We start from the raw sequence: 25,930 nt of genomic DNA, 5'->3' as shown, positions 1-25,930 counted from the left end.
CCTCTCAATTCGGCGGGAGTCCCGGTCCGGGCCCGGAGGGCGCGGACAGAGGACGAGGACGACGATTATGGGTTTGGGCACGCTCGCGCGGAGCATCTTCGGCACCCCGAACGACCGCAAGGTCCGCTCGGTCCGCCCCCTGGTACAGGCGATCAACGAGCGCGAGGCCGAAGTCAAGGCGCTCAGCGACCAGGGGCTCAAGGACCGCACGGCCGCGTTGCGGGAACGGGCCAGGCAGGGCGAGGATCTGGACCGGTTGCTGCCGGAAACCTTTGCGCTCGTGCGTGAGGCGGCCCGCCGGGCGCTGGGCCTTCGCGCCTTTGATGTCCAGCTCATGGGCGGCATCTTCCTTCACCAGGGCAACATCGCAGAGATGAAGACCGGGGAGGGCAAGACCCTTGTCGCCACCTTTCCAGCGACTCTGAACGCCTTGGCGGGCAAGGGCGTCCATGTCGTGACGGTCAACGACTACCTGGCCCGGCGTGACGCCGAGTGGATGAGCAAGGTGTACGGGATGCTGGGCCTGACGACCGGCATCGTGGTCCCGCAGCAGCCCGAGAACGAGAAGCGCGAGGCCTACCAGGCCGATATCACCTACGCCACCAACAACGAACTGGGCTTCGACTACCTCCGCGACAACATGAAGTCCGACCTGTCGCAGATGACGCAGCGTGGTCACAACTACGCCATCGTGGACGAGGTGGACTCGATCCTGATCGACGAGGCGCGGACGCCCCTCATCATCTCCGGACCGTCGCAGGACCGCTCGGACCTTTATATCCGCGTCGACAAGCTGATCCCGCTGTTGCCGGAAAGCGGCTACACGGTCGATGAGAAGACCCGCAACGTCACCTTCACCGACGAGGGCAACGACGTTCTGGAGGAGAAGCTGCGCGAGGCGGGCCTGCTGCCCGAGACGCAAAGCCTCTACGACCCCGAGTCCACGACCCTGGTCCACCACGTCAACCAAGCGCTGCGCGCGCACAAGCTGTTCCAGCGCGACAAGGACTACATCGTCCGCGACGGCAAGGTCGTTCTGATCGATGAGTTCACCGGCCGCATGATGGTCGGACGTCGCCTGTCCGACGGACTGCATCAAGCGATCGAGGCCAAGGAAAGCGTCCAGATCGAGCCCGAGAACGTCACCCTCGCGTCGGTGACCTTCCAGAACTACTTCCGCCTGTATGGCAAGCTGGCCGGGATGACCGGGACCGCGCTGACCGAGGCCGACGAGTTCCGCGAGATCTACAACCTGGGCGTGGTGGAGATCCCGACCAACCGCGGCGTGGCCCGGAAGGACGAGCATGACCAGGTCTTCCGCACTGCTCGGGAGAAGTACGAGGCCATCGTCAAGGCGATCAGGGATGCCCACGAACGCGGACAGCCCATCCTCGTGGGCACGACCTCGATCGAGAAGTCCGAGATGCTCTCGAACATGCTCAGGAGCGAGGGCATCCCGCACAATGTGCTGAACGCCCGCGAGCATGCGCGCGAAGCGCAGATCGTGGCCGAGGCCGGGCAGCCCGGCGCCGTGACGATCGCCACCAACATGGCCGGGCGTGGGACGGACATCCAGTTGGGCGGCAACGTCGAGATGAAGGTGCTTGAGGCGCTGGCCGCCGATCCCGAGGCGCATCCCGATGAGGTCCGTGCCCGGATCGAGGCGGAGCATGCCGCCGACAAGGAGCGTGTGAAGCAGGCCGGGGGGCTATATGTCCTGGCCACCGAGCGGCACGAAAGCCGGCGGATCGACAACCAGCTCCGTGGCCGGTCCGGCCGCCAGGGCGACCCGGGGCGTTCCTCGTTCTTCCTGTCGCTCGAGGATGACCTGATGCGGATCTTCGGCTCCGAGCGGCTGGAGAAGGTGCTGTCCACCCTGGGTATGAAGGAAGGTGAAGCCATCGTTCACCCTTGGGTGAACAAGTCGTTGGAGCGGGCTCAGGCCAAGGTCGAAGGGCGCAACTTCGACATCCGCAAGCAGCTCCTCAAGTTCGACGACGTCATGAACGATCAGCGCAAGGTCATCTTCGCCCAGCGTCGGGAGATCATGGAGTCCAAGGACGTTAACGAGATCGTGGCCGACATGCGCCATCAGGTCATTCATGACCTCGTGGACGACTTCATGCCGCCGCGATCCTATCCGGAACAGTGGCAGACCGACGCCTTGGCGGAGTCGGTGCGGCTGAAGCTTGGGCAGGACCTTCCCATCCTCCAGTGGGCTGGCGAGGAAGGCGTGGACCAGGACTCCATCCGGGACCGCATCATTGAGGCCACCGACAAGTTCATGGCCGAGAAGGAAGCCGCTTTCGGCCCCGAGACCATGCGCAGCATCGAGAAGCAGATCCTGCTTCAGACGATCGATGGCAAATGGCGCGAGCATCTGCTGCGGCTGGAGCATCTGCGCTCGGTCGTGGGCTTCCGGGGCTACGCCCAGCGCGATCCCCTCAGCGAATACAAGACCGAGAGCTTCCAACTCTTCGAGAAGCTCCTCGACTCGCTGCGTGAGGAGGTGACCCAGAAGCTGTCCGTGCTGCGGCCCATGACGGCCGAGGAAAGCCAGGCCTTGATGCAGAACCTTCTGCAGCAGCGGCGCGCCCAGCAGGTGGCTCAAGGGATCGGGCAGGAGCCTGAAGCGGCGGCGCCGGCGTCCAACAGGCCGACCCCCGTGCCGCCGACGAGCCTTGTCAATTCGATCCAGGTGGCAGCCCCTTCGCTGGCGGCTGGAGGTGCTGCAGTCGCGGAGGCCGAACCTGTCGCAGGAACGCCCCGCGAAGGGTTCAATGCCGATGACCCCGGCACATGGGGCAATCCCGGGCGCAATGATCCATGCCCGTGCGGATCGGGAAAAAAGTTCAAGCACTGTCATGGGGCCTATTAGGACCCAAGGTGTCCAGGAGTTGAACAAGGCCGGGGCAGGAACCTGCTCCGGCCTTTCTGTTTCACGTGAAACGCCGGGTGGACTTGGCTTCGACAGGGTCAGGCGAAGCCCGGCCGGCGTGCCGAGGCAAAGTTCCTTGGCACGGTCGTCCGCGTCACAGAAGTCCTTCAGCGCGGAAGCTCAGTTCACGCTCGCGTCCGATGATCAGGTGATCGTGCAGGACCAGACCCAACGCCTGTGCGGCAGCCTCGATCTGTCCGGTCATGTCGATGTCAGCCTGGGAGGGAGTGGGATCGCCGGAGGGGTGATTGTGTACAAGGATCAAAGCGCTCGCGTTCAGTTCCAGTGCGCGCTTGACGACCTCACGAGGGTAGACTGGCACATGATCGACAGTGCCGCGTGCCTGCTCCTCATCGGCGATCAGGACGTTCTTGCGGTCAAGGAACAAGACGCGGAACTGCTCCTGCTCCCTGTGCGCCATGACCGTGTGACAATAATCGAGAAGCTGTGCCCAGGACGACACCACATGGCGGCGCAGCACCTTGGCGCGAGCCATGCGATGCGCGGCCGCTTCCACGATCTTCAACTCCGTCGCCACAGCAGGGCCGACACCCTCGACCTGAAGAAGTCGGGGCAGGGGGGCTGACGTGACCGAGGCAAAGTCTCCGAACAGGTTCAGAAGACGTCGGGCGAGCGGCTTCACGTCCTGCCGGAGGATGGCACGGAACAGCACCAGTTCCAGCAGTTCATAATCCGGAAGGGCTGCCGCGCCGCCGTCCAGGAACCGCTGCCGCAGACGCGCCCGGTGATCTGCGATGTAAGACGGCAGCTTCCCCCCTGCCGGTGGAACGGGCAGGGCTTCGTCCCCGTCCAAGGGGAAGAGGGTATGGGGATCGGCCAAGCCAGGCGGATGAGTCATGCCCGGCAGGGTGCCGGATCATGGTTAAGGAATCATGAATGTGCGGGGATGGGGATAGGCGCAGCCACGTCCGGATCCTGCAGGAAGGCTGCGGTCGTCCGCGGTCCAGGCTGGTGCGGCAGGGCATGGCTCGGAACCACGCCCTGCCTCATGTTTCAGCCCTTCATGGAGTCCCAGAAGCTCTTCACGGCGGAAAAGAAGCCGGCGCTCTGCGGGTTGTTCTTCTGCTCCGAGAGCTTGTCGAACTCGCGAAGCAACTCCTTCTGCTTGGAGGTCAGGTTCACCGGCGTCTCGACGCTGAGCTCGATGAACATGTCGCCGACATCCTTGCTGCGCAGGACCGGCATCCCCTTGCTCCGCAGCCGCATCTGCCGACCCGCCTGCGACCCCTCGGGGATCTTCACGCGGGCCCGACCGCCGTCGATCGTCGGGACCTCGATGTCTCCACCCAGCGCCGCTGTGACCATGGACACGGGCACCCGGCAATGCAGGTCCGCACCGTCACGCACGAAGATCGGGTGCTCCTTGACCTCGATGAAGATGTAGAGGTCCCCTGTGGGACCGCCACGCATCCCAGCCTCACCCTCGCCGGCCAGACGAATGCGCGTGCCGGTCTCGACGCCAGCAGGAATGTTGACGGACAGCGTCTTCTCTTTCTCGACCCGGCCCGCCCCGTGGCAGTTCTTGCACGGGTTCTTGATGGTCTGGCCCAGGCCGTTGCAGGTCGGGCAGGTGCGTTCGACCGTGAAGAAGCCCTGCTGCGCGCGCACCTTGCCGATGCCGGAGCAGGTCGGGCAGGTCTGCGGCTCCGAGCCGCCCTCCGCGCCTGTCCCCTTGCAGACGGTGCAGGTCACGGCCGTGGGCACCTGAATCGTCTTCTGGAGGCCAGCATAGGCCTCCTCGAGGGAAATACGCAGGTTGTAGCGCAGGTCATTGCCGCGCGCCGCGGCCCGGGCCCGGCCCTGGGCTCCTCTCTGGCCCATGATGTCGCCGAAAAGATCGTCGAACACGTCCGAGAAGGCGCTTGCGAAATCGCCGTTCGCACGGAACCCCGCACCGCCCTGACCCGGCCGTGCGCCCATGCCGCCTTCAAAGGCCGCATGGCCAAAGCGGTCGTACGCCGCTTTCTTCTGCTCGTCCTTCAGGACCTCATAGGCCTCGTTCACGTCCTTGAACTTGGCTTCGGCCTGAGGGTCATCGGTGTTGCGGTCGGGGTGCAACTCCTTGGCCTTGGCCCGATAGGCCTTCTTGATCTCTTCGGCCGAGGCGCCCCGAGCCACGCCCAGGGTCTCATAGTAGTCACGTTTCGCCATCGTCACATCCTCCGGCCCCTGAAACGAAAGCGGCCGGCCCAGTGCGGGCCGGCCTTCTCGGGTCAGGTGGCCCGCACCTTAGCGGCCTCGCTTGTCCTCGCCCAGATCCTCGAAGTCGGCATCGACGACGTCATCGTCATCTCCGCCGCGCCCCGCCGGACCTTCGTCGCCGTCCGGACCTTCGGACTGCTGGGCCTTGTAGATCGCCTCGCCCAGGCGCATCGCGGCCTCGGTGACGTTCTGGATGCCGGACCGGATCTTGCCGGCGTTGTCGCCTTCGACCTCATCCTTGAGCGCGGCAACAGCCAACTCGATGGCTTCGACGGTCGAGGGGTCCACCTTGGAGCCATGCTCCTGCAGCGACTTCTCGGTCGAATGGATCAGCGACTCGGCCTGGTTCTTGGCTTCGACCAGATCGCGCCGCTTCTTGTCGGCCTCGGCGTTCGCCTCGGCGTCGCGGACCATCTTCTCGATCTCGGCGTCGGACAGGCCGCCCGAAGCCTGGATGGTGATCTTCTGCTCCTTGCCGGTGCCCTTGTCCTTGGCCGACACGGACACGATGCCGTTCGCGTCGATGTCGAAGGTCACCTCGATCTGCGGCATGCCGCGCGGCGCCGGCGGGATGTTCTCCAGGTTGAACTGGCCGAGCATCTTGTTGTCGGCGGCCATCTCGCGCTCGCCCTGGAAGACGCGGATGGTCACGGCGTTCTGGTTGTCCTCGGCCGTGGAGAAGATCTGCGACTTCTTGGTCGGGATCGTGGTGTTGCGGTCGATCAGACGGGTGAACACGCCGCCCAGCGTCTCGATGCCGAGGGACAGCGGCGTCACGTCGAGCAGCACCACGTCCTTGACGTCGCCCTGCAGCACGCCCGCCTGGATCGCCGCACCCAGCGCCACGACCTCGTCGGGGTTCACGCCCTTGTGGGGCTCCTTGCCGAAGAACTTGGTCACTTCCTCGACGACCTTGGGCATGCGGGTCATCCCGCCGACGAGGACCACCTCGTCGATGTCCGCCGTCGTCACGCCCGCATCCTTGAGCGCCGCCTTGCAGGGGTCCAGCGACTTCTTGATGAGATCGGCCACCAGCGACTCGAGCTTGGCGCGGGTCAGCTTCATCACGAGGTGAAGCGGCTGGCCGTTCGCCATGGAGATGAAGGGCTGGTTGATCTCGGTCTGCGACGTCGAGGACAGCTCAATCTTGGCCTTCTCGGCGGCTTCCTTGAGCCGCTGGAGCGCCATCTTGTCCTTGGTCAGGTCGACGCCATGCTCCTTTTTGAACTCCTCGGCGAGGTAGTTCACGATCCGCATGTCGAAGTCTTCGCCACCCAGGAAGGTGTCGCCGTTCGTCGACTTCACCTCGAAGAGGCCGTCGTCGATCTCGAGCACGGTCACGTCGAAGGTACCGCCGCCGAGGTCGTAGACCGCGATCGTCTTGGTGTCCTTCTTGTCGAGGCCATAGGCCAGGGCGGCCGCGGTCGGCTCGTTGATGATCCGGAGGACCTCAAGCCCGGCGATCTTGCCGGCGTCCTTGGTCGCCTGACGCTGGGCGTCGTTGAAGTAGGCGGGCACGGTGATGACGGCCTGCGTCACCTCTTCGCCGAGGTAGGACTCGGCGGTTTCCTTCATCTTCTGCAGGGTGAAGGCGGAAATCTGCGACGGCGAGTACTTCTGGCCGCGCGCTTCGACCCAGGCGTCGCCATTGCCGCCGTCCACGATCTTGTAGGGGACGAGCTTCTTGTCCTTCTCGACCTCGGCGTCGGTCGTGCGACGGCCGATGAGGCGCTTGACGGCAAAGATCGTGTTCTCCGAGTTCGTCACGGCCTGCCGCTTGGCAGGTTGGCCGACGAGCCGTTCGGAGTCCGTGAAGGCGACGATCGACGGGGTCGTGCGCGCACCTTCCGAGTTCTCGATGACCCGGGGCTGCGAGCCGTCCATGATCGCCACGCACGAGTTGGTCGTGCCGAGGTCGATCCCGATCACTTTGGCCATGTTCAAATCCCTTTCAGGCGGTTTGAGCGCGGGGGCCCTGAACTGGAGGCGCCCCCAATGGTTGATGGGTGTTGCGGGCGGGGCGGCCCCGCCGCGGACGGGAGGTATATAAGAGTGGGGTTTTGGGGGCGCAACTGCGCCAGGCAGCAACCCTGCAACGAAATTGAGCAGGTGGCCCCGGCGCCTCGGGGCAGGAAGGACGGAGATGGCGCAACCGCTTGAGCTCAATGGCGTCGTGGTCTGGCCGGGCCTGCTGGACCGATCCGAACAGGAGGCGGTCCTGTCGGACATCCTGGAGGTGATGGCGGTCGCGCCGCCCGTCCATCCCGTGACCCGCTGGGGCAAGTCGATGTCCGTGGCCATGACGGCGGCCGGCCGGTTCGGCTGGATCTCCGACCGGCGCGGCTACCGCTATGAGGAGCATCACCCCCAGGGGATGGCATGGCCGCCCATTCCGGCCTCGGTGCTTGCCGTCTGGGAGGCCGTCGCCCCCGGCGCACGGACGCCGGAATGCTGCCTTGTCAACCTTTACCGGAATGGTGCGCGGATGGGACTTCATCAGGACCGAGACGAGGCGGACCTGTCCCAGCCTGTGGTCTCGATCTCGCTCGGGGATGAGGCCCTGTTCCGGGTCGGCGGACTGCAACGGGGTGGCCCGACCGGGTCGATCTGGCTGCGGTCGGGCGACGTGGCGGTGATCGGCGGGGCCGCGCGGCTCGTTCATCACGGGATCGACCGCGTCAGGGAGGGCTCCTCGGACCTGATCCCGGGTGGCGGCCGCATCAACCTGACCCTGCGGGTGGTGACCTCGGCCGACGGAGGGGCAGCGCCCTAGTCGGACCAGTCCGGAAGCCGGCGGACTTTACTGCGACGAGACCGTGCAGCAACCTTCGAGAAAAACTTCTCCCCGGTTCCAGGCCAGGGCGGCGAAGCCGTAGGGGCGGTCGCTCATGCCGTCCGAACATTCCTGGCGGATCAACGTGAGGTCCAATGTCTCGCCCCCGGCGTCAAAGGCCGCCACGGCGCCGACCCGGCCCCCGGCTTCGCCCAGCGGCCGCAGGGGCACGGCCCCGCTCTCGGGCGAGTCGAAGACGGAGGCGTCCTCGGACAGGCGGATGGACCAGAACGGCTCTGTCCCCAGGCAGCGCAGGGGACGCGGCACCGGTCCTGGCGCAGCCGCCTCCGCGGACAGGAACCGCAGCGCCGCCCATCCGGCCCCCTCCGGCAGCGAGACGCGCGCCCAGCGCCCGTCTTCCGAGATCGCCAGGACCTCGACCCCCCGTGCGCCTGGGGCGAGCGTCGCCAGAACGGGCGCGGAGGCCTGGGGCTCGGCCCGCACGTTGAGCACATCATTCGCTGCGACGCCGGCGACCGCGTAGCGGGCGGGCAGGATCTGCGCGTGACCCGTCCCGGCTGCCAGCAGCAGCGCTACCGTCGGCAGGATGCGGGCCAGAAGCCTGAAAGGGGTCGGTCGCGCAATCATTGAGGCGGGCATCAGGGCAGGGCTCCCGAGGTCAGGGTCGTGGCAGGGCAGTCGCGGCCAGCCGGGCGGCCCGGCGCAGGACATCCTTGCCCATCCCGCGCCGCGCCAGCATAAGAACGCGGCATTCCCGGATCAACGGGACGGAGGGCCCATGGATTTCGACCGTCTGAGCGAGACGATGCGCCGCCTCGCGCTCGAGGCCGGCGCCGCCATCATGGAGATCTACGAGGCTCCCGAGATGGGGGTGCAGCAGAAGGCGGATGCATCGCCGGTGACGGCCGCCGACCTTGCCGCCGACCGGATCATCAGCGACGGCCTGCGGGCCGAGTTTCCCGAAATACCCCTCGTGACCGAGGAGCAGGCCGCGACGCATGGCGCGCTTCACGGCGACTTCCTGATCGTGGATCCGTTGGACGGCACCAAGGAGTTCGTCCAGCGGCGGGGCGACTTCACCGTGAACATCGCCTTCGTGCGCGATGGCGTGCCGATCCGCGGCGTCGTCTATGCGCCGGCCAAGGGACGGCTGTTCTACACCAACGCCGTCGGCGACTCGGTCGAGGAGGATGGAACCCACGATCCGTCCCGCGTCGGCGTTTCCGTTCCCATCCGCGTGGCGCAGCCCGACAACCGCGCGCTGCGCGTCGTGGCTTCCAAAAGCCACCGCGATGCCGCCACGGACGCCTATATCGGGAACTACGCCGTCAGCGACTTCAAGAGCGCCGGATCCTCGCTGAAGTTCTGCCTTGTCGCGACGGGCGAGGCCGACCTTTACCCCCGCCTTGGCCGCACGATGGAGTGGGACACGGCGGCGGGGCAGGCGGTCCTGCTGGGGGCGGGGGGGCGCGTGGTGCGGTTCGACACCCATGCGCCTCTGGACTACGGCAAGCCGGGCTACGAGAACCCGTTCTTCATCGCCCATGCGCCGGGCGTCGCGCTGAAACCGGCCTGATGCCCGTCCTTCTCGTCATCCCGGCGCGTTATGCCTCGACCCGCTACCCGGGCAAGCCTCTTGCCATGCTGCGCGGCGCGGACGGCGAGGCGCGCAGCCTCGTGCGCCGCTCCTGGGAGGCCGCGATGGCCGTGGCCGGGATCGATCGGGTCGTGGTCGCCACCGAGGATGAGCGCATCCGCGCCCACTGCATGGGCTTCGGGGCCGAGGTGGTGATGACCTCGGACCGGCCCCGCAACGGCACCGAACGCTGCGCCGAGGCCCTGGAGGCACTGGGCGGAGGCTACGACCTGATCGTGAACCTTCAGGGCGATGCGCCGCTGACGCCTCCCTGGTTCGTGGAAGGGCTGGTCGAAGGTCTGCGCGCCGACCCGGCCATGGAGGTCGCCACCCCTGTCCTGCGGATGGATGGGGCGGCGCTGTCCGGCTTCCTTGAGGACCGTCGCATGGGCCGCGTGGGCGGCACGACGGCTGTGTTCGGGGCCGGGGGGCAGGCGCTCTACTTCTCGAAAGAGGTGATCCCCTACACGGGCCGCGATTACGCTCCGCAGGAGGCCACCCCCGTCTTTCACCATGTGGGCGTCTATGCCTACCGTCCCGCGGCGCTGGAAGCCTACGGGACCTGGGAGCCGGGCCCGATCGAGACTCTCGAGGGACTCGAGCAGCTCCGCTTCCTGGAGCAAGGGCGTCCGGTGCTCTGCGTCGAGGTCCAATCGCGCGGGCGCGAGTTCTGGGAACTGAACAACCCGTCCGACATTGCCCGAATCGAGGGCATGATGGCATCCATGGGCCAGAAGTGACGGGTCGGACGCAGTGCCGCATTGCGGCGTATTTGCCTCTGCCGGTTCCTGTGATAGGTAAAAGTCGCAGCACTGGGTGAGCAAAGGGATCATGATGCAGCGCAAGGTCACCAAGGCGGTCTTCCCGGTAGCGGGACTGGGAACGCGTTTCCTTCCGGCCACCAAGTCGGTCCCCAAGGAGATCATGACGCTGGTTGACCGGCCTCTGATCCAATACGCCATCGACGAGGCGCGGGCCGCCGGGATCACCGAATTCATCTTCGTCACCGCCAAGGGCAAGTCGGCCCTTGAGGACTATTTCGACCACGCCTCCGAGCTTGAATCCAAGCTCGAGAAGGACGGCAAGCACGAGCTTCTCGAGGCGTTGCGGTCGTCCAACATGGAATCCGGCGCGATCGCCTACATCCGTCAGCACAAGGCGCTGGGCCTTGGCCACGCCGTGGGCTGCGCCCGCAAGCTCATCGGCAACGAGCCCTTCGCGGTGCTTCTCCCCGATGACGTGATCGCCGCCGAGAAGCCCTGCCTCCAGCAGATGGCCGAGGCCTTTGCCGAGACCGGCGGCTCCATGGTTGCCGCCATGGAGGTGCCGCCGGCGCGTGCCTCGTCCTATGGCGTGCTCGACATCCAGGAGGACATGGGGTCCATGGTCTCCGTCAAGGGCATGGTCGAGAAGCCCAAGGCTGGCACCGCGCCGTCGAACCTTGCGGTCATCGGCCGCTACATCCTGGCGCCGACCGTCCTCGACAACCTCGAGAAGATCACGCCGTCCGCCGGGGGCGAACTGCAGCTCACGGACGCCATCGCCATGGAGATCGCCCAGGATCGTCCGGTCTTCGGCTATCGGTTCCGGGGCGAGCGGTTCGACTGCGGCTCCAAGGCGGGCTTCCTGCAAGCCACCGTCGCGTTCGGTCTGGCACGTGAGGATCTGCGGGACGAGTTCTCGAGCTACCTCCAGCAGATCGTGTCCATGCGCGAGGCCGCCCAGTAAGGCGGCCAGTACGGCTGATCGCGGGCGGACCCGCTCTTCTTTTCGACCTGCCTTCAAGGCCGCGCTCACTCCGGGCGCGGCTTTTGTCATGCAGCGTGGGCCCGAGGCTCCGGAGGCCCGCGCGGCCCGCGCAGCTCCGGCTGAGGGCCGGACCTTCCCCACGCTACGACAGTCCCAAGCCGGGCCGTGCAGGCCGGGGCCATGCCAACGCGGTTCAGGCAGCCGTCCAACACCGACGCTTCGCCCGACGCCCGACCTGCCGCATCAGGCTGGCCTGCGTTCCGGCGCCGACGCACTGGCACGTCGGCCGGCCATGGCAAGCTGTCGCCAGGGCCGGCCCGCCGGACATTCGATCCGAAGAATTGAGAGGGGGTGCTCGTCCCGATCAGGCCGCGAGGTTTCTCGGGCCGCCTTCGGTCAGGATGGTATGCAGCGTGGCGGGGTCGCTGTTGGCCCGGAGCTTGGCGCAGATCGCCACGTCGCGCAGGGTCCGCGACACCAGCGCCAGCGCCTTCAGGTGTTCCACCCCAGCACTGGCCGGAGCCAGGAGGCAGAACACCAGATCCACCGGCGCGCGGTCCACCGCATCGAAGTCGAGCGGGCGCTCAAGCCGCAGGAACAGCCCGCGCACCCGGTCAAGGCCCGGCAGGCGGGCATGGGGCAGCGCGACGCCGCGTCCCACGCCCGTAGGGCCCAGCGCCTCACGCTCGAGAAGCGCCTCGGCCACCATGGCGGGGTCGAGCCCCCAGCAGCCCTGGGCCATGTCGGCCAGGTCCTGGAACAGGCGGCGCTTGCTGGGCGAGGAAGCGAGGACCTTCACACCGTCGGGCCTCAGGATTTCCGAAACTTGCATAAATCCGTCCGTCAGCCTTGGGCTGGTGAGCCGCCGCCGGCATCGACACGCGGGTCGATCCAGCCGATATTGCCGTCCTCGCGCCGGTAGACGACGTTGATCGCGCCGCCCTTCTCGTTGCGGAACACAAGCACGGGGGCATGGGCGAGATCCATCTGCATCACCGCCTCGGCAACCGACAGCGACGGCACGCGGAGCTCGGTCTCGGCAATGATGGTGGGCCCGGCATCGCTGCTCGCCGCCTCATCGCTGTCGCCGATCTCGCCGTCGTCACCCTCGTCCTCGTTGAAGGGGGCCAGCACGAAGGCTCCGGCCGGGACGGTGTCCACCGGGGTCGGGCGCTCCTTGTGATGGTCCTTGAGCCGCCGCTTGTGGCGGCGCAGCTGCTTGGCCATCCGCTCGCGCGCGGCCTCGAAGGCGGCATAGCAGTCGGCGGCGGTGCCGTTGGCCTGCACCACGAGTCCGGTGGAAAGGTGCACGAAGATCTCGCACGCATTTCCGAAGCCATCGCGCGAGAAGGTCACGGTCGCGTCCGTGGGTCGTCCAGCGTACTTGCCCACGGACTCGCCGAGTCCCTGGTTCACATGCGTCTGGAGCGCTTCGCCGATATCGATGTCCTTGCCGCTGACTCGGATGCGCATGTCATCTCCTCGGATCGGACCGACGCCCGAATTGGCGCGCCGGCAGTTGAAAAACATTGAAGCGAGCGAAGCGCACCGGGCCAGCCGATCCTTCGCCCACCGCTTCGGGCCTGTCGACGCGGCCCTTCGCCGCTCTGGCGTCCCGCGTCAAGGTCATGGGGTGCGCCGGCCCCCCACGATGTTCAGTCCCGCCGACCGCTGCGCTTCGAGCGGAGCCCCGAAGCCCTGCCCCAGATAGACGCGGCGGACCGCCTCGTCGCGGACCACCTCGGCCACCGTGCCCGACATGAGGACGCGGCCGTCATGCAGGATATAGGCTCGGTCCACGATCCCCAGCGTCTCGCGCACGTTGTGATCGGTGATGAGCACGCCGATGCCACGCTCCTTCAGCCCTTCGACCAGCGCCCGGATCTCGCCGACGGCGATCGGGTCCACGCCCGCGAAGGGCTCGTCCAAGAGGACATAGGAAGGTCGGGCGGCGAGGCAACGCGCGATCTCGACCCGCCGCCGCTCGCCACCGGACAACGCCAGCGCGGGCGCGCGGCGCAGATGGGTGATCCCGAACTCGGACAGAAGCTCCTCGAGCCGCGCACGGCGGGCCTTGGGCGTTTCCGACAACTCCAGGATGGCAAGGATGTTCTCTTCGACGGTCAGGCCCCGGAAGATCGACATCTCCTGCGGGAGGTAGCCCAGCCCGAGGCGGGCCCGGCGGTACATGGGTAGCCCGGTGACGTCCTGCCCGTCCATGACGACCTGGCCGCCCTCGGGCGTAATGAGGCCCGCGATGGAATAGAAGCAGGTCGTCTTGCCCGATCCGTTCGGTCCCAGCAGCGCCACCACTTCGCCCGGAGCGAGGTCGAGGCTCACGTCGCGGATCACCGGGCGTCGGCGGTAGCTCTTGCGAAGCGAGCGGACGGACAGGCCCGTGCGGGCCGGAGGCTCGGGCACGGGGCTCATGGCTTGGCCTGCTGCTGGAGGACGGTGCGCACGTTCCCCTCCATCCGCGCGGTTCCGGCCGCGAGATCCACCACCATGCGATCCGCCGAGATCGCGCTTTGCCCCTGCGTGAGCAGGACGTCGCCGGTCAGCGTCAGGGTCTGGCCGGTCAGGTCGTAATCCGCGTCCTGCGCCTCGGCCGCCTCGTTCGGGGTGGCCAGCGTCACCCCGCCGGAGGCCAGGAGCCGGGCGATCTGCCCCGAGCCCTCATCGTAGCGGACCTCCACCTCGCCGGCCTGCAGCCGGAGATCGCCCTGTCCGATCAGCACGTTGCCCGTGAAGGTCGCCGCCCCGGTGGCCTGGTCCACGCTCAGCGACTCGGAGGTGACCTCGACCGGGGCCGATGGATCGGCGGACAGGCCGCCCAGCGCCACGTTCTGCGCCCCCGCCAGAGTCGGCATCAGGACGGCCGCAAGAAGGATGACGCGCGGAAAACTCATCAAGGGGCCTCGGCTCTGGGGTCCTGGGGCAGATATAGCAGCCGAACCCCTCCGTTGAACACCAGCCGCGCGCCTTTCCCCTCACCTTGCGTCAGGACCATGCTGTCCGCAGTGATGGTTCCGAAGGGCGCCCTTGCCGTGACCGGTCCCGAGGTTGCCGTCCCGGTGGCGAGATCGGCGGTGACATCCGCCGTCTCGACCTCGAGCCCGCTGGATGCTTCGACGCGCACGCCTCCGGTCAGATGCAGCCGCTGCGACGGCCCGTCCGCCTCGCCCGTGCCGGCCGTCAGGGTCGCGGCGCCGCCTGCCACGCTCACCGTCTCGAGGCGCGGCGCGGCCAGGCGGTACAGATCCTGCTGCCCGGCCACGGGCATGATCCGGTCCGCCGACAGGACGACGGTGGTGCCGTCCGGGGCCACTCCGGCCAGCCGCGGGCGATCGATCCGGGGATCGCGGGCGATTTCCTCGATCTGGGCAAAGGGAATCTCGCCGGGTCCTCCGGGCTCGCGCGCCAGGAGGAACATCGTGGACAGCAGGGCCAGAGCCGCCAAAGGCAGCAGGATCTTGGCCCAGGCGATCGCGCGGGACCGGCGGCGGAAGGGAACGCGGGGCGGGCCGGGCTCGGCCATCGCCATCAGCCCAGGCCTGCCCGCAGGCAGTCGTGGATGTGAAGAAGCCCTTCGACGCGTCCGGGCGCCCGGGGATCCACGACGAACAGGCAGGTGATGCGGCGGTCGTTCATGAGCTTGACCGCTTCCTCGGCCAGGGCGTTGGGCGCGATCGTCCGGGGCGCGCGGGTCATCACCTCGCCCGCCCGTCGGTCGAGGAGCCCCGCCATGTGCCGCCGCAGGTCCCCGTCGGTGACGATCCCGCTCAGACACCCGCCCGCGTCGGTGACGCCCACCACGCCGAACCCCTTCTGGCTGATGACCAGCAGGGCTTCGGTCATGGGCGCATCCTCGCGCACCAGGGGCACGGCGTCGCCGGTGTGCATCAGCGCCGCCACCTTGGTCAGCCGCGCGCCGAGCCGCCCGCCCGGGTGGTAGTCGCGGAAGTCCTCCGGCGTGAAGTCCCGCGCTTCCATCAGCGCGATGGCAAGGGCGTCGCCCAGAGCCAGCATCATCGTCGTCGACGTGCTGGGCACGACGCCGATCCCGCAGGCCTCGGGCAGCGACGGCAGCAGGAGTCCGATGTCCGCCCGGCGCATGAGCGAGGAGTCGGCCCGTCCCGCCACTCCGATGAGCGGGATGTCGAAGCGCCGTGTGTGCGCCACGAGGTCGGCGAGTTCCGGCGTCTCGCCGGAATTGGACAGCACCAGGACCACATCGCCCCGGAGCATCATGCCCAGATCCCCGTGCGAGGCCTCGGCCGGATGGACGAAGTGCGCCGGCGTTCCCGTCGAGGCGAGCGTGGCCGCGATCTTCCGGGCGATGTGGCCCGACTTGCCCATGCCCGAGACGATGACGCGTCCGCGGGCCGCCAGGATCGTCTCCACCGCCCGAACGAAGCCCCCGTCCAGCGTTTCGGCCAGCGCCGACAGGGCCTGCGCCTCCTCCCGGATCACGCGGGTCGCGGTGGCGCGGGCGCGGGCGGGGTCAGTGGGCAAAGATGTCGATCTCGGGCCAGCCAGCGAGGTCGAGCCGGGCGCGATAGGGCAGGAAGTCGAAGCAGGCCTGCGCGATCCCGGTCCGGCCCTCCCGTGCGAGCAGGGTGTCGAGGGCGGCCTTGAGCCGGTGCAGGTGAAGCACGTCCGAGGCCGCGTAGTCGAGCTGCGCGGGCGTCAGAGTCTCGGCCCCCCAGTCGGACTGCTGCTGCTGCTTGGAGATGTCCACGCTGATGAGATCCTGCAGCAGGTACTTGAGCCCGTGCCGGTCGGTGAAGGTCCGCACGAGCTTGGAGGCGATCTTGGTGCAGTACACCGGCGCGGCCAGCACCCCAAAGGCGTGATCCAGCGCCGCAATGTCGAAGCGCCCGAAATGGAAGAGCTTGAGCACCTTGGGATCGGCCAGCATCCGGCAAAGGTTCGGCGCCTCGGTCTGGCCCCGAGCCACCTGCACCAGGTGGCAGTCGCCGTCACCCCCGGACATCTGCACGAGGCAGAGCCGGTCGCGGCCGGGCACGAGACCCATCGTCTCGCAATCGATGGCGACCATGGGCCCGAGGTCCAGGCCGTCCGGCAGGTCGCCTTTGTAAAGATGGTTGGCCATCGGCATTCCGCTCTGGTGGGGCAGGCCCTCAGCTACGCGCGTGGGGCTGGCGGGTCAATCCGGCCCGGGCCGGGACAGGTTCGGACGCCCGCGCGCCGGGCGGGCGCCGCCCGCTGTCCCCTGATGCCTTGTCCCTCGGTCGCATCGATCCCATCGCCAGCGCTCCGGTGGCCGATCTCCTGACCTCTTCAGGATTGGGGCCAAGCGTCGGACGCTGCCTTTTGGCTCTGGTCAGGCGCCAGCAGATCCTGCAGGTGCGACATCTGTGGACGAAATCTTGATTTGCCCGGCCGCATGTTCTGATGTAATCGATCATAGCATCGCAAATCCGATCATGAGGTTCCATCATGACCACGCATCCAACCTCCTCGTTCGGTGCGCCGCCGGCGGCGCGCGACTACGGGCTGACAGGGGAGTCATCGCGGCGGGCGGTGGCCGCTGGCCTCGCCGCGGCCGAGTGGTACCACACGGAGGTGCCGCGCAAGGTGATGAAGGAACTTATGCAGCGTCGCGATGGACCGGCCCTCCGCGACACGGCGATCTGGATTGCGCTGCATGTGCTTCTGGCCTGGGGTGGCATCTACTTCTGGGGAAGCTGGTGGGCGGTGCCCTTCTGGCTGGCCTACGGCGTGCTTTACGGGTCCGCCTGCGACTCGCGCTGGCACGAATGCGGCCACGGCACGGCCTTCCGCACGGGCTGGATGAACGACGTGGTCTACCACATCGCCAGCTTCCAGGTCATGCGCAACCCGGTCAGCTGGCGCTGGAGCCATGCCCGCCACCACACCGACACGATCATCGTGGGCCGCGACGCCGAGATCGCCTGGATGCACCCCATCAAGCTCGGCCTCAAGGCGCTGGCCTATGTCGGGCTGGTGGACGCCTGGCAGAGCTTCCGGGCCCTGGCGCGACAGGCGCGGGGCGTGCTGTCGCCCGACGAGGCGGACTACATCCCCCGCAGCGAATGGCCCAAGGCCATCCTGGCCGCGCGCATCCACATGACCATCTATGCTCTGACCGCGCTCGTGGCGCTGGGCCTTTTGGCGGCGGGCATGGGGTGGATGGCCGTGATCCCCTTCCTCATCATCGGTGGCCCGCGCATGTATGGCTGCTGGCACATGGTGATGACCGGCCTGCTCCAGCATGGGGGCCTGGCCGAGGACGTTCTTGACCACCGTCTCAACTCGCGCACCGTCTACATGAATCCGATCTCGCGCTGGATCTACTGGAACATGAACTACCACGTGGAGCATCACATGTTCCCGATGGTGCCCTACCACGCGCTGCCCCGGCTTCACGAGGTCATCAAGCACGACCTGCCGCCGCCGAACCCCTCCATCTGGGCCGCCTACCGGGAGATGATGCAGGCCGTCCTGCGCCAGCGCCGCGAGCCGGGCTACTATCTCCAGCGCCAGTTGCCCTCGACCGCCCGACCCTACCGGCTCGACCTCCACCAGGCGATCCCCGAGCGGGAACCAGCCTGATCGAAGGGAAACAGGGGTTCGGCCCATCGAGGTCGGCGAGGGCGGACCAGACCTAAGATCGCAGGCCCAGCCCGGGCCGGCGGGCCTCGGCCAGGAGGGCAATGACCTCCTCGTCGGTGGTCTGGCCAAAGTCCACATAATGAAGACCGACGGCGATGAACGGATCGGGGGTGGCGAGGCAGACGACCTCGTCCGCCTCGGCCCGGAGGGGGCCGAGGATCTCGGCCGGCGCCAGGGGTACGACCAGCACGAGCCGCGCCGCGCGCGACCGGGCAAGTCCCCGGAGCGCGGCTCGCACCGTTCCACCCGTGGCGATGCCGTCGTCCACAAGGATGACGGTGCGATCCGCGGTCGCAAGGGGTGGGCCGTCCCCGACATAGGCCTGGCGCCGGCGCTCCAACTCCTCGATCTGGCGCCGGGTCTCCGCATCGACATGAGCCTGGGACGGCTTGACGATGTCCATCACCGAGGAGTTCAGCACCACCTGCGGCGGCGATCCGTCGACCACGGCGCCCAAGCCAAGTTCGGGATGGCCCGGCGCGCCGATCTTGCGGACGATCAGGACGTCCAACGGCGCTCCGAGCGCCTGGGCGACCTCATAGCCGACCGGGACGCCGCCACGGGGCAAGGCGACCACGATGGAGTCCCCAAGGTCGGGAACGGTCTGTTGCAGGGCCTCGGCCAGACGGCGCCCCGCGTCCCTGCGGTCACGGAAGGTCATGGGGCGGCCGCCGTTGTCCAGGATGTGGGTGCCATGGCAAGCCTGACGGAAGGTGGCAGGCTGGGGCGGCGCGACCCCGGCGGCGCCGATCCGATCCCGGAAACGTTCGCAGGGCTGGACGGCACGGCCTAGAGATCCGGCTGGCGGGGCGGCGCGGCATCCTCGCCCGGATCCGGCGGGCGATGCTCGCCATCGAACCAGAGCACCGCGCCCAGCACATGCTAGGACACCTGGCGGTCGATGCCGATGGTGGCTTCCTCGTCGACCAGATCGTCCAGCCAGACTTGCGAGACCTCGAGCGGTCCTTCGGAGATCCCGATCCCGGTGGCGCCCATTTGGTCCTCCCCCGTGTCGATGGATGAGCCTGCGGACGGCAGAGGCGGGCCATCCGCCCCTGGGCCCGCTCGCAGCGCCATGCCGCCGGAACCCAGGAGGCGGGCCATTGTTCCATGCCGCCCGGGACCGGATTCCCAGGAACATCCCGCGCCCGCGCCCGTTCAGGCTCCCGACAACACCGACTCAGTGGAGATCCGTCATGAAGGACTACCCCACCCCCCCGTTCCCCGACCAGCAGCAGCCCATGCCGGGCCGCACCGACCAGATGGATCCCAGGCCGGATCACGGCGAGGACAGCTACCGTGGCTCGGGCCGGCTCGAGGGATTGAAGGCCATCGTGACCGGGTCGGACAGCGGCATCGGCCGGGCGGTCGCGCTCGCCTTCGCGCGGGAGGGCGCGGACGTGCTGATCTCCTATCTCAGCGAGCATGACGAGGCGGAGGAGACGCGCCGCCTGGTCGAGGCGGCCGGGCGCAAGGCCGTCGTGGTCCCCGGCGACATCCAGCACGCCGAGCACTGCCGCGCCATCGTCGATCGGGCCCTGTCCGAATTGGGCGGGATCGACATCCTCGTGAACAACGCCGCCCATCAGGCGACCTTCGAGGAGATCACCGAGATCCCCGACGAGGAATGGGAACTGACCTTCCGGGTGAACATCCATGCGATGTTCTATCTGGCCAAGGCTGCCGTCCCGCACATGAAGCCGAACAGCGCCATCATCAACACCACCTCGGTCAATGCCGACAAGCCGAGCCCGCAGCTCCTGGCCTACGCGACCACCAAGGGGGCGATCCAGAACTTCACGATGGGCCTTGCCCAGATGGTGGCGGAAAAGGGCATCCGGGTGAACTGCGTGGCGCCGGGGCCGGTATGGACGCCGCTGATCCCCTCGACCATGCCCGCCGAAAAGGTCAAGAACTTCGGGCAGCAGTCGCCCATGAAGCGCCCCGCGCAGCCGGCCGAGCTTGCGACGGCCTATGTGATGCTCGCGGATCCCTTGTCCAGCTACACCTCGGGCGCGACGATCGCGGTCACGGGGGGCACGCCGTTCATCTGAGCTGTTGCCCACGGCGCGCCCTGTCGAACGGGGTCGAGGGCAATCCACCGGCATGACGGCTGAATGACGAGCTCGGGCGCCTCAGGCTCGGGCTCGTCCGAAGGACCGCGCCCGGAGCCGAGGCGAGGTCGCCGGATCACTTGGATGCAGGTCTCGCGCCACCCTGGCCGGGCTTCGACTGCGGGCCGAAACGTCCGGTCTTGCTTCCGCGCGATGTCCGGCCGTGAGACCCGGACTGGCAACGACGGTCGGAAAACTCGGACTGGTCCTATCTCTGGGTCTGGATGATCCACGCTGTGGCTTTGCACCGGACCCCGAGGCGCCATCTTGCCCTGAGTCGCAGGGTTGTCATAAGTTCTGGTATGACCAGTGCCGACCAGCCCGCCCGAACGAAGCGCGCCGACCATGTGCAGGCGCATCTGCTGGCCCGGATCCGGGAGGGCGAGTTGCGCCCCGGGGATCTCCTGCCTTCCGAACGCGAACTGATGACGGCGATGTCGGTCGGTCGCGTCACCATCCGCGAGGCCATGCAGAACCTGCAGCGGATGGGTCTGGTCGAGATCCGGCACGGCGGCCGTCCCCGCGTGCGGCAGCCGACGCTGGAGCAGGTCATCCGCGACATGGGCGAGACGATGCGCCACACGCTGACCTACTCCGGGGACACCTTCGACCATTTCAAGAATGCCCGCCTCGTCTTCGAGAAGGAGATGGTGCGCCTTGCGGCGCTGGTCCCCAGGCCCGAGCGCATCCAGCACCTGCGCGACCTCATCGGGGCCATGGACGCCGCCAAGGTCCAGCGCGAACAGTGGCGCGAAGGGTCCGAGGCCGGCTGGCCGACCGGGATCGCCTACGACGCCTTCCTGCGGCTCGACGGCGACTTCCACAAGGCCATCGCACTGATGACCGGAAACCCTGTGCTGGCGGCCCTCTGCGGGGCTCTTTTCGACTGGCTCGCCTACTTTCATGTCGACCGGGTGCGAAGCCCGGGCCTCGAACGGCTGACCATCGAGGAGCACAGCCGCATCGTGGACGCCCTGGAGGCCGGAGATCCGGACCTGGCGGTGGGCCGCATGGCCGAGCACCTGAACCGCGCCAACACCCTTTATCGGCAGGACCACGCCGCCTTGTGACGCTCCGGTTCGATCGGACCGCCGGCGCAGGAGGATCCGGGGGCTTGCGCCTGGGCCCGGCCGGTGCCCTCCTGCACGCGAACTTCCACCAGCAAGGAGCCGCCTCATGAAACGCCGCCCCCTCGGACAGACCGGGCTTGAAGTGACCGAGATCTGCTTCGGCACCTCGGGCCTGGGCAACATGCCCGACACCTACGGCTACGAAGTCGGCGAGGAGCGGGCCCGCGCCACCCTGCACGCGATCTTCGACGGGCCGGTGAACGTCCTCGATGCGTCCAACAACTATGGCATGGGGCGGAGCGAGCAGCGCATCGGCGCCGCGATCCGCGAGCGGGGCGGCCTGCCCGACGGCTTCGTGATTTCCACCAAGCTTGATCGCGACATGGACACCGGCCGCTTCGACGCTGCCCGGGCGCGCCGGTCCGTTGAAGAAAGCCTGGAGCGACTGGGGCTCGACCGGATCCAGGTCCTTCACCTGCACGACCCCGAGCACGCCCGCGACCTGGGCGAGATCACCGGAACCGGCGGCGCCCTCGATGAGCTGTTCCGCATGAAGGAGGAGGGGCTCGCCCAGGCGGTCGGCCTGGCCATGGGGCCGGTGGACCTGATGCTGCCCATCCTGCGCGACTGGCCCTTCGACGTGCTCATCAGCCACAACCGCTACACGCTCCTGAACCGGGCGGCGGATGCCATGTTCGACGAGGCTCGGGCCAAGGGCATCACGATCTTCAACGCGGCACCCTACGCCAGCGGGGTGCTGGCCAAGGGAAGCGCGGTGATGCCGCGGATCACCTACCAGGAGGCGAGCGAGGAGGCTCTCGAGCCCGTGCGCCGGATCGAGGCGACCTGTGCGCGTCACGGGATCCCGGTGGGGGCGGCGGCGTTGCAGTTCTCCATGCGGGACCCGCGGATCGCCTCGACCATCGTGGGCGTGTCCAAGCCCGAGCGCGTGTCCGAGACGCTGGACTGGGCCGCCACCGAGATCCCGGAGGCCCTGTGGGAGGAGCTGGCCTCGCTGCCCGCCTCGACCGAGGACCCGGAGGCCACCCGCGACTACAAGCCCGGCTGAGGGAACAGGCCGGCCTTTCGGCGACACGGCCGGCCGCGGGGGCCTGGGCTTCGTCGGCCTGCTTCGCTGCCGGCCGGCGATGAAGGGCGCTCTTGGTGCAGAGGGCGTCCGTTGCCTGCCGCATTCCTGCCGAGATGCCGGCTTAGACCGCGCCGGATGAAGCTCAGGGCTTTCCGGCGCGAAACATGATCCAGACCAATCTTTACACCTGCCTCATCCTGGCGGTGGCTCTTCCGTCCGGGATGGTCCTGGGGGCGACCGGCTCGGGCCGGCCGCTCACGGCGGTGGGGCTCTTCTACGAGTTCTGTGTGCGCGCCGCGCTGGCGGGCGGCCTGCTGATCCTCGCCATCCTGGCGCAGGGCCTTGGCGTTCCGCCGTCCGAGCTGTTCGCGGCGGTCCCGGTCGGGCTGCTTTTGCTGGAGCTGGGCTGGGCCATCCTGAGACCGGCCGGCGCTGTCTCGGACGACTGACGCGTCGGAGCCGCAGCGGGCTGGCGGGGGCGGCCCGGGACATCGCCCGGGCCACCCTTCGCGGGATCAGGCGGACGGGGCCTGCGCGGCCGCATCCCGAACGGGTGGCGTTCCCCGGCGGCGGAAGATGCGCGCAACGATCACATAGAAGAGCGGCACGAAGAGCACGCCCAGCACCGTGGCCGAGATCGTCCCGCCCAGCACGCCCGAGCCGATGGCGGTGCGCCCGCCCGAGCCCGCTCCATGGCTGAGCACCAGCGGCAGCACGCCCAGGGAAAAGGCCATCGAGGTCATCACGATGGGCCTGAACCTCTGGCGCGCGGCCTCCCTGACGGCGTCGAACAGCGACTCACCCGCTTCCTGTCGTTCGCGCGCGAACTCTACGATCAGGATGGCGTTCTTGCCGGTGAGGCCGATCACGGTCAGCAGGCCTACCTGGAAGAAGACCCCGTTCTCGAAGCCGCCGAGCCAGGCCCCCAGCAGCGCGCCCAGCACGCCGATCGGCATGGCCAGCATCACCGCGAACGGAATGCTCCAGCTTTCGTACAAGGCCGCGAGCGACAGGAACACCGCCGCGAGCGAGAGCACGTAAAGGAGCGGAGCCTGACTGCCCGATTCCCGCTCTTCGAGCGAGAGGCCCGTCCAGGAGATGCCGAAGCCCCCAGGAAGCTGGGCCGCCAGGCGTTCCATCTCGGCCATGGCTTCGCCGGTGGTCACGCCCGGCGCGGGCGAGCCCTGAATCTGCATCGAGGGCACGCCGTTGTAGCGGCTGATCCCCTGCGCCCCTTGGGACCAGGAGCCTTCCGCGAAGTTGGAGAAGGGGACGAGCCCGCCCGAGGCGTTTCGGACCCGCCATTGCTCCAGATCCGAGGGCGCGGCGCGGGAGCCCGCTTCGCCCTGGATATAGACCCGCTTGATGCGGCCCTGGTCGAGGAAGTCGTTGACGTAGCGTCCCGCCCAGGCGACCGACAGCAGGTTGCCGATGTCGGTGGCCGAGATGCCCATGGCGCCGGCCTTGCGCCAGTCGATGTCGATGTTGAACTGGGCCGCGTCCTCCAAGCCGTTGGGCCGCGCCGAGGCGATGAGGGGGCTTTGCGCCGCCATCCCCAGGAGCTGGTTGCGGGCGTCGAGCAGCTGCTCGTGCGTCTGGCCCCCCCGGGCCTGCAGGTAGAAGTCGAAGCCCGAAACGTTGCCAAGCTCGATCACCGAAGGCGGAACCACCGGGAAGACGAAGGCGTCGCGGATCTGGCTGAGCGCGCCGAAGGCCCGGCCCGCCACCGCCTGCGCGCTGAGGGCCGGATCGTCGCGGTCGGCCCAGTCCTTCAGCTTGACGAAGGCCAGGCCCATGTTCTGGCCTTGTCCGGCAAAGCCGAAGCCGACGACGCCGAAGACCGATTCCACCGCCGCGCTTTCCTGTTCGAGGAAGTAGTCCTCGATCTGCTCCACGACATCGAGCGTGCGATCCGCGGTCGCCCCGGTCGGAGCCTGGACCATGGTGAAGAGGATGCCCTGGTCCTCCTCGGGCAGGAAGCCCGTGGGCGTGCGCAGGAACAGGAACCCCATCGCCACGGCCAGCGCGACATAGACGAGGCCCACCCGCACGGGACGGCGCACGATCCAGCCCACGCTGCGGACATACCCGCCCAGCACCCGGTCGAAGCCGCGGTTGAACAGGCCGAAGGGGCCGCGCGTCTTGGCATGCCCGGTGTTCTTGAGCAGCGTGGCGCAGAGCGCCGGCGTCAGCGTCAGGGCCACCACGACCGACAGCGCCATGGCCGAAACGATGGTGATCGCGAACTGCTGGTAGATGACGCCCGTCGAGCCGCCGAAGAATGCCATCGGCACGAACACCGCCGACAGCACCAGCGCGATGCCGATGAGGGCGCCGGTGATCTGGTCCATGGAACGGCGCGTGGCCTCCAGCGGGCCAAGGCCCTCCTCCTGCATCACGCGCTCCACGTTCTCGACCACCACGATGGCGTCATCGACGAGGAGGCCGATCGCCAGCACCATGGCCAGCATGGTCAGCGTGTTGATCGAGAAGCCTGCCGCGGCAAGCACCCCGAAGGTCCCCAGGAGGACGACCGGAACGGCCAGCGTCGGGATCAGCGTGGCGCGCAGGTTCTGCAGGAACAGGAGCATCACCAGGAACACGAGCCCGATGGCCTCGAAGAGGGTGCGCACCACTTCCTCGATCGAGATCTCGACGAACGGCGTCGTGTCGTAGGGGATGACGTATTCGATGCCCTCCGGGAAGAACTGGGCGAACTCCGCCAGCCGTTCCTTGACCGCCTCGGAGGTGTCGAGCGCGTTGGCCCCGGGCGCCAGGCTGATGGCCATGCCCGCCGAAGGCGCGCCGTTGTAGCGCGAGATGAACTCGTAGTTCTGCGCCCCGATCTCGACCCGGGCCACGTCGCCCAGCAGCACGAGCCCGCCCCCCGTCTCGGCGCGGAGCACGATCTGGCGGAAGTCCTCGGGCGTCTGCAGGAGCGACTGGGCGGTGATCGTGGCGTTGAGCTGCTGGCCCTCGAGCGCCGGCCTCGTGCCGAAGGCCCCGGCCGAGATCTGGGCGTTCTCCTCGGAGACCGCGGCGACGACATCGGCGGGGGTGAGGTTGAAGGCGGCGAGCTTGGACGGATCGAGCCAGATCCGCATGGCGTACTGGCCGCCGAACACCTGGACGCTGCCCACGCCCTCCACCCGGCTGAGCTCGTCCACGAGGTTGGTGACCATGTAGTCGGCCAGGTCCACCTCCTCGTAGGTGCCAGTGTCGGAGATGAGCGACACCACCATGAGGAAGCCCGCCGCCGACTTCTGCACGCTCACGCCCTGACGCTGCACCGGCTCCGGCAGGAGCGGCGTGGCCTGCGCCAGCTTGTTCTGCACCTGCACCTGCGCGATGTCGGGGTCGGTGCCCGTCTCGAAGGTCAGGGTGATCGTCGCGCTGCCCGCCGAGGTCGAGTTCGAGGAGATGTAGCGCAGCCCATCAAGGCCGGTCATCTGCTGCTCGATGACCTGGGTGACGGTGTTGCCCACCGTCTCGGCCGAGGCGCCGGGGTAGACGGCCCGGATGGACACGGAGGGCGGCGCGATCTGCGGATACTGCGCGACCGGAAGGGTCAGCACGGCCAGCAGCCCGACGCCCATGATGAGGATCGAGATCACCCACGCAAAGACGGGGCGGTCGATGAAGAAGCGGGCCATGGC

Annotated in this window: 23 protein-coding genes; 10 read left to right on the top strand and 13 right to left on the bottom strand. The window is 68.0% G+C overall.

Annotation, left to right across the window (positions count from 1 at the left end; translation table 11 throughout):
- The first annotated feature begins 64 nt into the window (after positions 1 to 64).
- On the top strand, positions 65 to 2,878 hold the full coding sequence (gene secA / locus J3P31_RS10690; RefSeq protein WP_210528674.1) for a preprotein translocase subunit SecA: 2,814 nt from the start codon (positions 65 to 67) through the stop codon (positions 2,876 to 2,878).
- A gap of 154 nt (positions 2,879 to 3,032) precedes the next feature.
- Here secA and radC read toward each other — a convergent pair whose 3' ends face one another.
- The 3 genes from radC to dnaK all read right to left on the bottom strand — a co-directional run bounded on the left by radC (position 3,033) and on the right by dnaK (position 7,099).
- The gene (radC, locus tag J3P31_RS10685) at positions 3,033 to 3,797 is read right to left on the bottom strand and encodes a RadC family protein (RefSeq protein WP_210528435.1); all 765 of its coding nucleotides are present in this window, start codon (positions 3,795 to 3,797) and stop codon (positions 3,033 to 3,035) included.
- Between the two features lie 155 nt (positions 3,798 to 3,952).
- The gene (gene dnaJ / locus J3P31_RS10680; RefSeq protein ID WP_210528434.1) at positions 3,953 to 5,110 is read right to left on the bottom strand and encodes a molecular chaperone DnaJ; all 1,158 of its coding nucleotides are present in this window, start codon (positions 5,108 to 5,110) and stop codon (positions 3,953 to 3,955) included.
- A 78-nt stretch (positions 5,111 to 5,188) separates the two neighbouring features.
- Positions 5,189 to 7,099, bottom strand: coding sequence for a molecular chaperone DnaK (gene dnaK, locus J3P31_RS10675; protein ID WP_210528433.1), 1,911 nt, complete (start codon positions 7,097 to 7,099; stop codon positions 5,189 to 5,191).
- Positions 7,100 to 7,304: 205 nt separating this feature from the next.
- Here dnaK and J3P31_RS10670 point away from each other — a divergent pair, with 205 nt between their 5' ends.
- Positions 7,305 to 7,934 (top strand): alpha-ketoglutarate-dependent dioxygenase AlkB family protein, encoded by a 630-nt coding sequence (locus tag J3P31_RS10670; protein WP_210528432.1) that lies wholly within the window; start codon positions 7,305 to 7,307, stop codon positions 7,932 to 7,934.
- A 27-nt stretch (positions 7,935 to 7,961) separates the two neighbouring features.
- Here the strand turns inward: J3P31_RS10670 and J3P31_RS10665 are convergent, their stop codons facing one another.
- Positions 7,962 to 8,594, bottom strand: coding sequence for a COG3650 family protein (locus J3P31_RS10665; protein WP_210528431.1), 633 nt, complete (start codon positions 8,592 to 8,594; stop codon positions 7,962 to 7,964).
- Positions 8,595 to 8,733: 139 nt separating this feature from the next.
- Between J3P31_RS10665 and cysQ the strand changes: the two genes are divergently transcribed.
- The 3 genes from cysQ (at position 8,734) to galU (ending at position 11,319) form a co-directional block, all read left to right on the top strand.
- Positions 8,734 to 9,531: a 3'(2'),5'-bisphosphate nucleotidase CysQ gene (cysQ, locus tag J3P31_RS10660; protein ID WP_210528430.1), complete on the top strand. Its 798-nt coding sequence runs from the start codon at positions 8,734 to 8,736 to the stop codon at positions 9,529 to 9,531.
- A complete protein-coding gene (locus tag J3P31_RS10655; RefSeq protein WP_210528429.1) occupies positions 9,531 to 10,331 on the top strand; it encodes a 3-deoxy-manno-octulosonate cytidylyltransferase in 801 nt (266 codons plus the stop codon). The genes cysQ and J3P31_RS10655 overlap by 1 nt, the downstream gene beginning before the upstream one ends.
- 94 nt (positions 10,332 to 10,425) lie before the next feature.
- Positions 10,426 to 11,319 carry a UTP--glucose-1-phosphate uridylyltransferase GalU gene (gene galU, locus J3P31_RS10650; RefSeq protein WP_210528673.1) on the top strand — a complete coding sequence of 298 codons (894 nt, stop codon included), beginning with the start codon at positions 10,426 to 10,428 and terminating at the stop codon, positions 11,317 to 11,319.
- A 385-nt stretch (positions 11,320 to 11,704) separates the two neighbouring features.
- On the opposite strand, the gene J3P31_RS10645 is transcribed toward galU, so the two are convergent.
- The 7 genes from J3P31_RS10645 to J3P31_RS10615 form a co-directional block, all read right to left on the bottom strand.
- The gene (locus J3P31_RS10645) at positions 11,705 to 12,172 is read right to left on the bottom strand and encodes a PTS sugar transporter subunit IIA (protein WP_210528428.1); all 468 of its coding nucleotides are present in this window, start codon (positions 12,170 to 12,172) and stop codon (positions 11,705 to 11,707) included.
- A gap of 11 nt (positions 12,173 to 12,183) precedes the next feature.
- Positions 12,184 to 12,813, bottom strand: a complete 630-nt coding sequence (hpf, locus tag J3P31_RS10640; protein ID WP_210528427.1) for a ribosome hibernation-promoting factor, HPF/YfiA family — start codon at positions 12,811 to 12,813, stop codon at positions 12,184 to 12,186.
- Positions 12,814 to 12,966: 153 nt separating this feature from the next.
- Entirely contained in the window at positions 12,967 to 13,770 is an 804-nt protein-coding gene (gene lptB / locus J3P31_RS10635; RefSeq protein WP_210528426.1) for an LPS export ABC transporter ATP-binding protein, read from the bottom strand.
- Complete coding sequence (locus tag J3P31_RS10630; protein WP_210528425.1) at positions 13,767 to 14,249, bottom strand: LptA/OstA family protein; 483 nt, start codon at positions 14,247 to 14,249, stop codon at positions 13,767 to 13,769. Before J3P31_RS10630 ends, lptB begins: the two co-directional genes overlap by 4 nt.
- Complete coding sequence (gene lptC / locus J3P31_RS10625; protein ID WP_210528424.1) at positions 14,249 to 14,884, bottom strand: LPS export ABC transporter periplasmic protein LptC; 636 nt, start codon at positions 14,882 to 14,884, stop codon at positions 14,249 to 14,251. The genes J3P31_RS10630 and lptC overlap by 1 nt, the downstream gene beginning before the upstream one ends.
- Positions 14,884 to 15,855: a KpsF/GutQ family sugar-phosphate isomerase gene (locus tag J3P31_RS10620; RefSeq protein ID WP_210528423.1), complete on the bottom strand. Its 972-nt coding sequence runs from the start codon at positions 15,853 to 15,855 to the stop codon at positions 14,884 to 14,886. Before J3P31_RS10620 ends, lptC begins: the two co-directional genes overlap by 1 nt.
- Positions 15,845 to 16,456 carry a ribonuclease D gene (locus tag J3P31_RS10615; RefSeq protein ID WP_210528422.1) on the bottom strand — a complete coding sequence of 204 codons (612 nt, stop codon included), beginning with the start codon at positions 16,454 to 16,456 and terminating at the stop codon, positions 15,845 to 15,847. The genes J3P31_RS10620 and J3P31_RS10615 overlap by 11 nt, the downstream gene beginning before the upstream one ends.
- Positions 16,457 to 16,803: 347 nt before the next feature.
- On the opposite strand from J3P31_RS10615, the gene J3P31_RS10610 reads away from it, so the two are divergent.
- Complete coding sequence (locus tag J3P31_RS10610) at positions 16,804 to 17,940, top strand: fatty acid desaturase family protein (protein ID WP_210528421.1); 1,137 nt, start codon at positions 16,804 to 16,806, stop codon at positions 17,938 to 17,940.
- A gap of 52 nt (positions 17,941 to 17,992) precedes the next feature.
- Here the strand turns inward: J3P31_RS10610 and J3P31_RS10605 are convergent, their stop codons facing one another.
- Positions 17,993 to 18,661: a phosphoribosyltransferase gene (locus tag J3P31_RS10605; RefSeq protein WP_210528420.1), complete on the bottom strand. Its 669-nt coding sequence runs from the start codon at positions 18,659 to 18,661 to the stop codon at positions 17,993 to 17,995.
- 535 nt (positions 18,662 to 19,196) lie between these two features.
- On the opposite strand from J3P31_RS10605, the gene J3P31_RS10600 reads away from it, so the two are divergent.
- The 4 genes from J3P31_RS10600 to J3P31_RS10585 all read left to right on the top strand — a co-directional run bounded on the left by J3P31_RS10600 (position 19,197) and on the right by J3P31_RS10585 (position 22,723).
- Positions 19,197 to 20,054 carry an SDR family oxidoreductase gene (locus J3P31_RS10600; RefSeq protein ID WP_210528419.1) on the top strand — a complete coding sequence of 286 codons (858 nt, stop codon included), beginning with the start codon at positions 19,197 to 19,199 and terminating at the stop codon, positions 20,052 to 20,054.
- Between the two features lie 362 nt (positions 20,055 to 20,416).
- Positions 20,417 to 21,184 carry an FCD domain-containing protein gene (locus tag J3P31_RS10595; protein WP_210528418.1) on the top strand — a complete coding sequence of 256 codons (768 nt, stop codon included), beginning with the start codon at positions 20,417 to 20,419 and terminating at the stop codon, positions 21,182 to 21,184.
- 106 nt (positions 21,185 to 21,290) lie between these two features.
- Positions 21,291 to 22,253, top strand: a complete 963-nt coding sequence (locus J3P31_RS10590; RefSeq protein ID WP_210528417.1) for an aldo/keto reductase — start codon at positions 21,291 to 21,293, stop codon at positions 22,251 to 22,253.
- A 185-nt stretch (positions 22,254 to 22,438) separates the two neighbouring features.
- The gene (locus tag J3P31_RS10585; protein WP_210528416.1) at positions 22,439 to 22,723 is read left to right on the top strand and encodes a hypothetical protein; all 285 of its coding nucleotides are present in this window, start codon (positions 22,439 to 22,441) and stop codon (positions 22,721 to 22,723) included.
- 66 nt (positions 22,724 to 22,789) lie between these two features.
- Here J3P31_RS10585 and J3P31_RS10580 read toward each other — a convergent pair whose 3' ends face one another.
- Complete coding sequence (locus tag J3P31_RS10580; RefSeq protein WP_210528415.1) at positions 22,790 to 25,927, bottom strand: efflux RND transporter permease subunit; 3,138 nt, start codon at positions 25,925 to 25,927, stop codon at positions 22,790 to 22,792.
- Positions 25,928 to 25,930 lie beyond the last annotated feature (3 nt).

This window comes from Rubellimicrobium arenae (genome assembly GCF_017916275.1).
GTDB lineage: Bacteria > Pseudomonadota > Alphaproteobacteria > Rhodobacterales > Rhodobacteraceae > Rubellimicrobium > Rubellimicrobium arenae.
The sequence above is the reverse complement of the archived record's forward strand: the minus strand, read 5'-3'. Positions and strand labels throughout refer to the sequence as shown.

What these genes read in the sequence shown, in the direction of transcription:
- dnaJ (WP_210528434.1), bottom strand. Translation starts at nt 5,110, where the DNA reads ATGGCGAAACGTGACTACTATGAGACCCTGGGCGTGGCTCGGGGCGCC.
- J3P31_RS10665 (WP_210528431.1), bottom strand. Translation starts at nt 8,594, where the DNA reads ATGCCCGCCTCAATGATTGCGCGACCGACCCCTTTCAGGCTTCTGGCC.
- J3P31_RS10600 (WP_210528419.1), top strand. Translation starts at nt 19,197, where the DNA reads ATGAAGGACTACCCCACCCCCCCGTTCCCCGACCAGCAGCAGCCCATG.
- J3P31_RS10580 (WP_210528415.1), bottom strand. Translation starts at nt 25,927, where the DNA reads ATGGCCCGCTTCTTCATCGACCGCCCCGTCTTTGCGTGGGTGATCTCG.
- J3P31_RS10645 (WP_210528428.1), bottom strand. Translation starts at nt 12,172, where the DNA reads ATGCAAGTTTCGGAAATCCTGAGGCCCGACGGTGTGAAGGTCCTCGCT.
- J3P31_RS10585 (WP_210528416.1), top strand. Translation starts at nt 22,439, where the DNA reads ATGATCCAGACCAATCTTTACACCTGCCTCATCCTGGCGGTGGCTCTT.
- cysQ (WP_210528430.1), top strand. Translation starts at nt 8,734, where the DNA reads ATGGATTTCGACCGTCTGAGCGAGACGATGCGCCGCCTCGCGCTCGAG.
- J3P31_RS10670 (WP_210528432.1), top strand. Translation starts at nt 7,305, where the DNA reads ATGGCGCAACCGCTTGAGCTCAATGGCGTCGTGGTCTGGCCGGGCCTG.
- hpf (WP_210528427.1), bottom strand. Translation starts at nt 12,813, where the DNA reads ATGCGCATCCGAGTCAGCGGCAAGGACATCGATATCGGCGAAGCGCTC.
- J3P31_RS10610 (WP_210528421.1), top strand. Translation starts at nt 16,804, where the DNA reads ATGACCACGCATCCAACCTCCTCGTTCGGTGCGCCGCCGGCGGCGCGC.
- J3P31_RS10595 (WP_210528418.1), top strand. Translation starts at nt 20,417, where the DNA reads ATGACCAGTGCCGACCAGCCCGCCCGAACGAAGCGCGCCGACCATGTG.
- radC (WP_210528435.1), bottom strand. Translation starts at nt 3,797, where the DNA reads ATGACTCATCCGCCTGGCTTGGCCGATCCCCATACCCTCTTCCCCTTG.
- J3P31_RS10655 (WP_210528429.1), top strand. Translation starts at nt 9,531, where the DNA reads ATGCCCGTCCTTCTCGTCATCCCGGCGCGTTATGCCTCGACCCGCTAC.
- lptC (WP_210528424.1), bottom strand. Translation starts at nt 14,884, where the DNA reads ATGGCGATGGCCGAGCCCGGCCCGCCCCGCGTTCCCTTCCGCCGCCGG.
- lptB (WP_210528426.1), bottom strand. Translation starts at nt 13,770, where the DNA reads ATGAGCCCCGTGCCCGAGCCTCCGGCCCGCACGGGCCTGTCCGTCCGC.
- J3P31_RS10590 (WP_210528417.1), top strand. Translation starts at nt 21,291, where the DNA reads ATGAAACGCCGCCCCCTCGGACAGACCGGGCTTGAAGTGACCGAGATC.
- J3P31_RS10630 (WP_210528425.1), bottom strand. Translation starts at nt 14,249, where the DNA reads ATGAGTTTTCCGCGCGTCATCCTTCTTGCGGCCGTCCTGATGCCGACT.
- J3P31_RS10615 (WP_210528422.1), bottom strand. Translation starts at nt 16,456, where the DNA reads ATGGCCAACCATCTTTACAAAGGCGACCTGCCGGACGGCCTGGACCTC.
- dnaK (WP_210528433.1), bottom strand. Translation starts at nt 7,099, where the DNA reads ATGGCCAAAGTGATCGGGATCGACCTCGGCACGACCAACTCGTGCGTG.
- galU (WP_210528673.1), top strand. Translation starts at nt 10,426, where the DNA reads ATGCAGCGCAAGGTCACCAAGGCGGTCTTCCCGGTAGCGGGACTGGGA.
- J3P31_RS10605 (WP_210528420.1), bottom strand. Translation starts at nt 18,661, where the DNA reads ATGACCTTCCGTGACCGCAGGGACGCGGGGCGCCGTCTGGCCGAGGCC.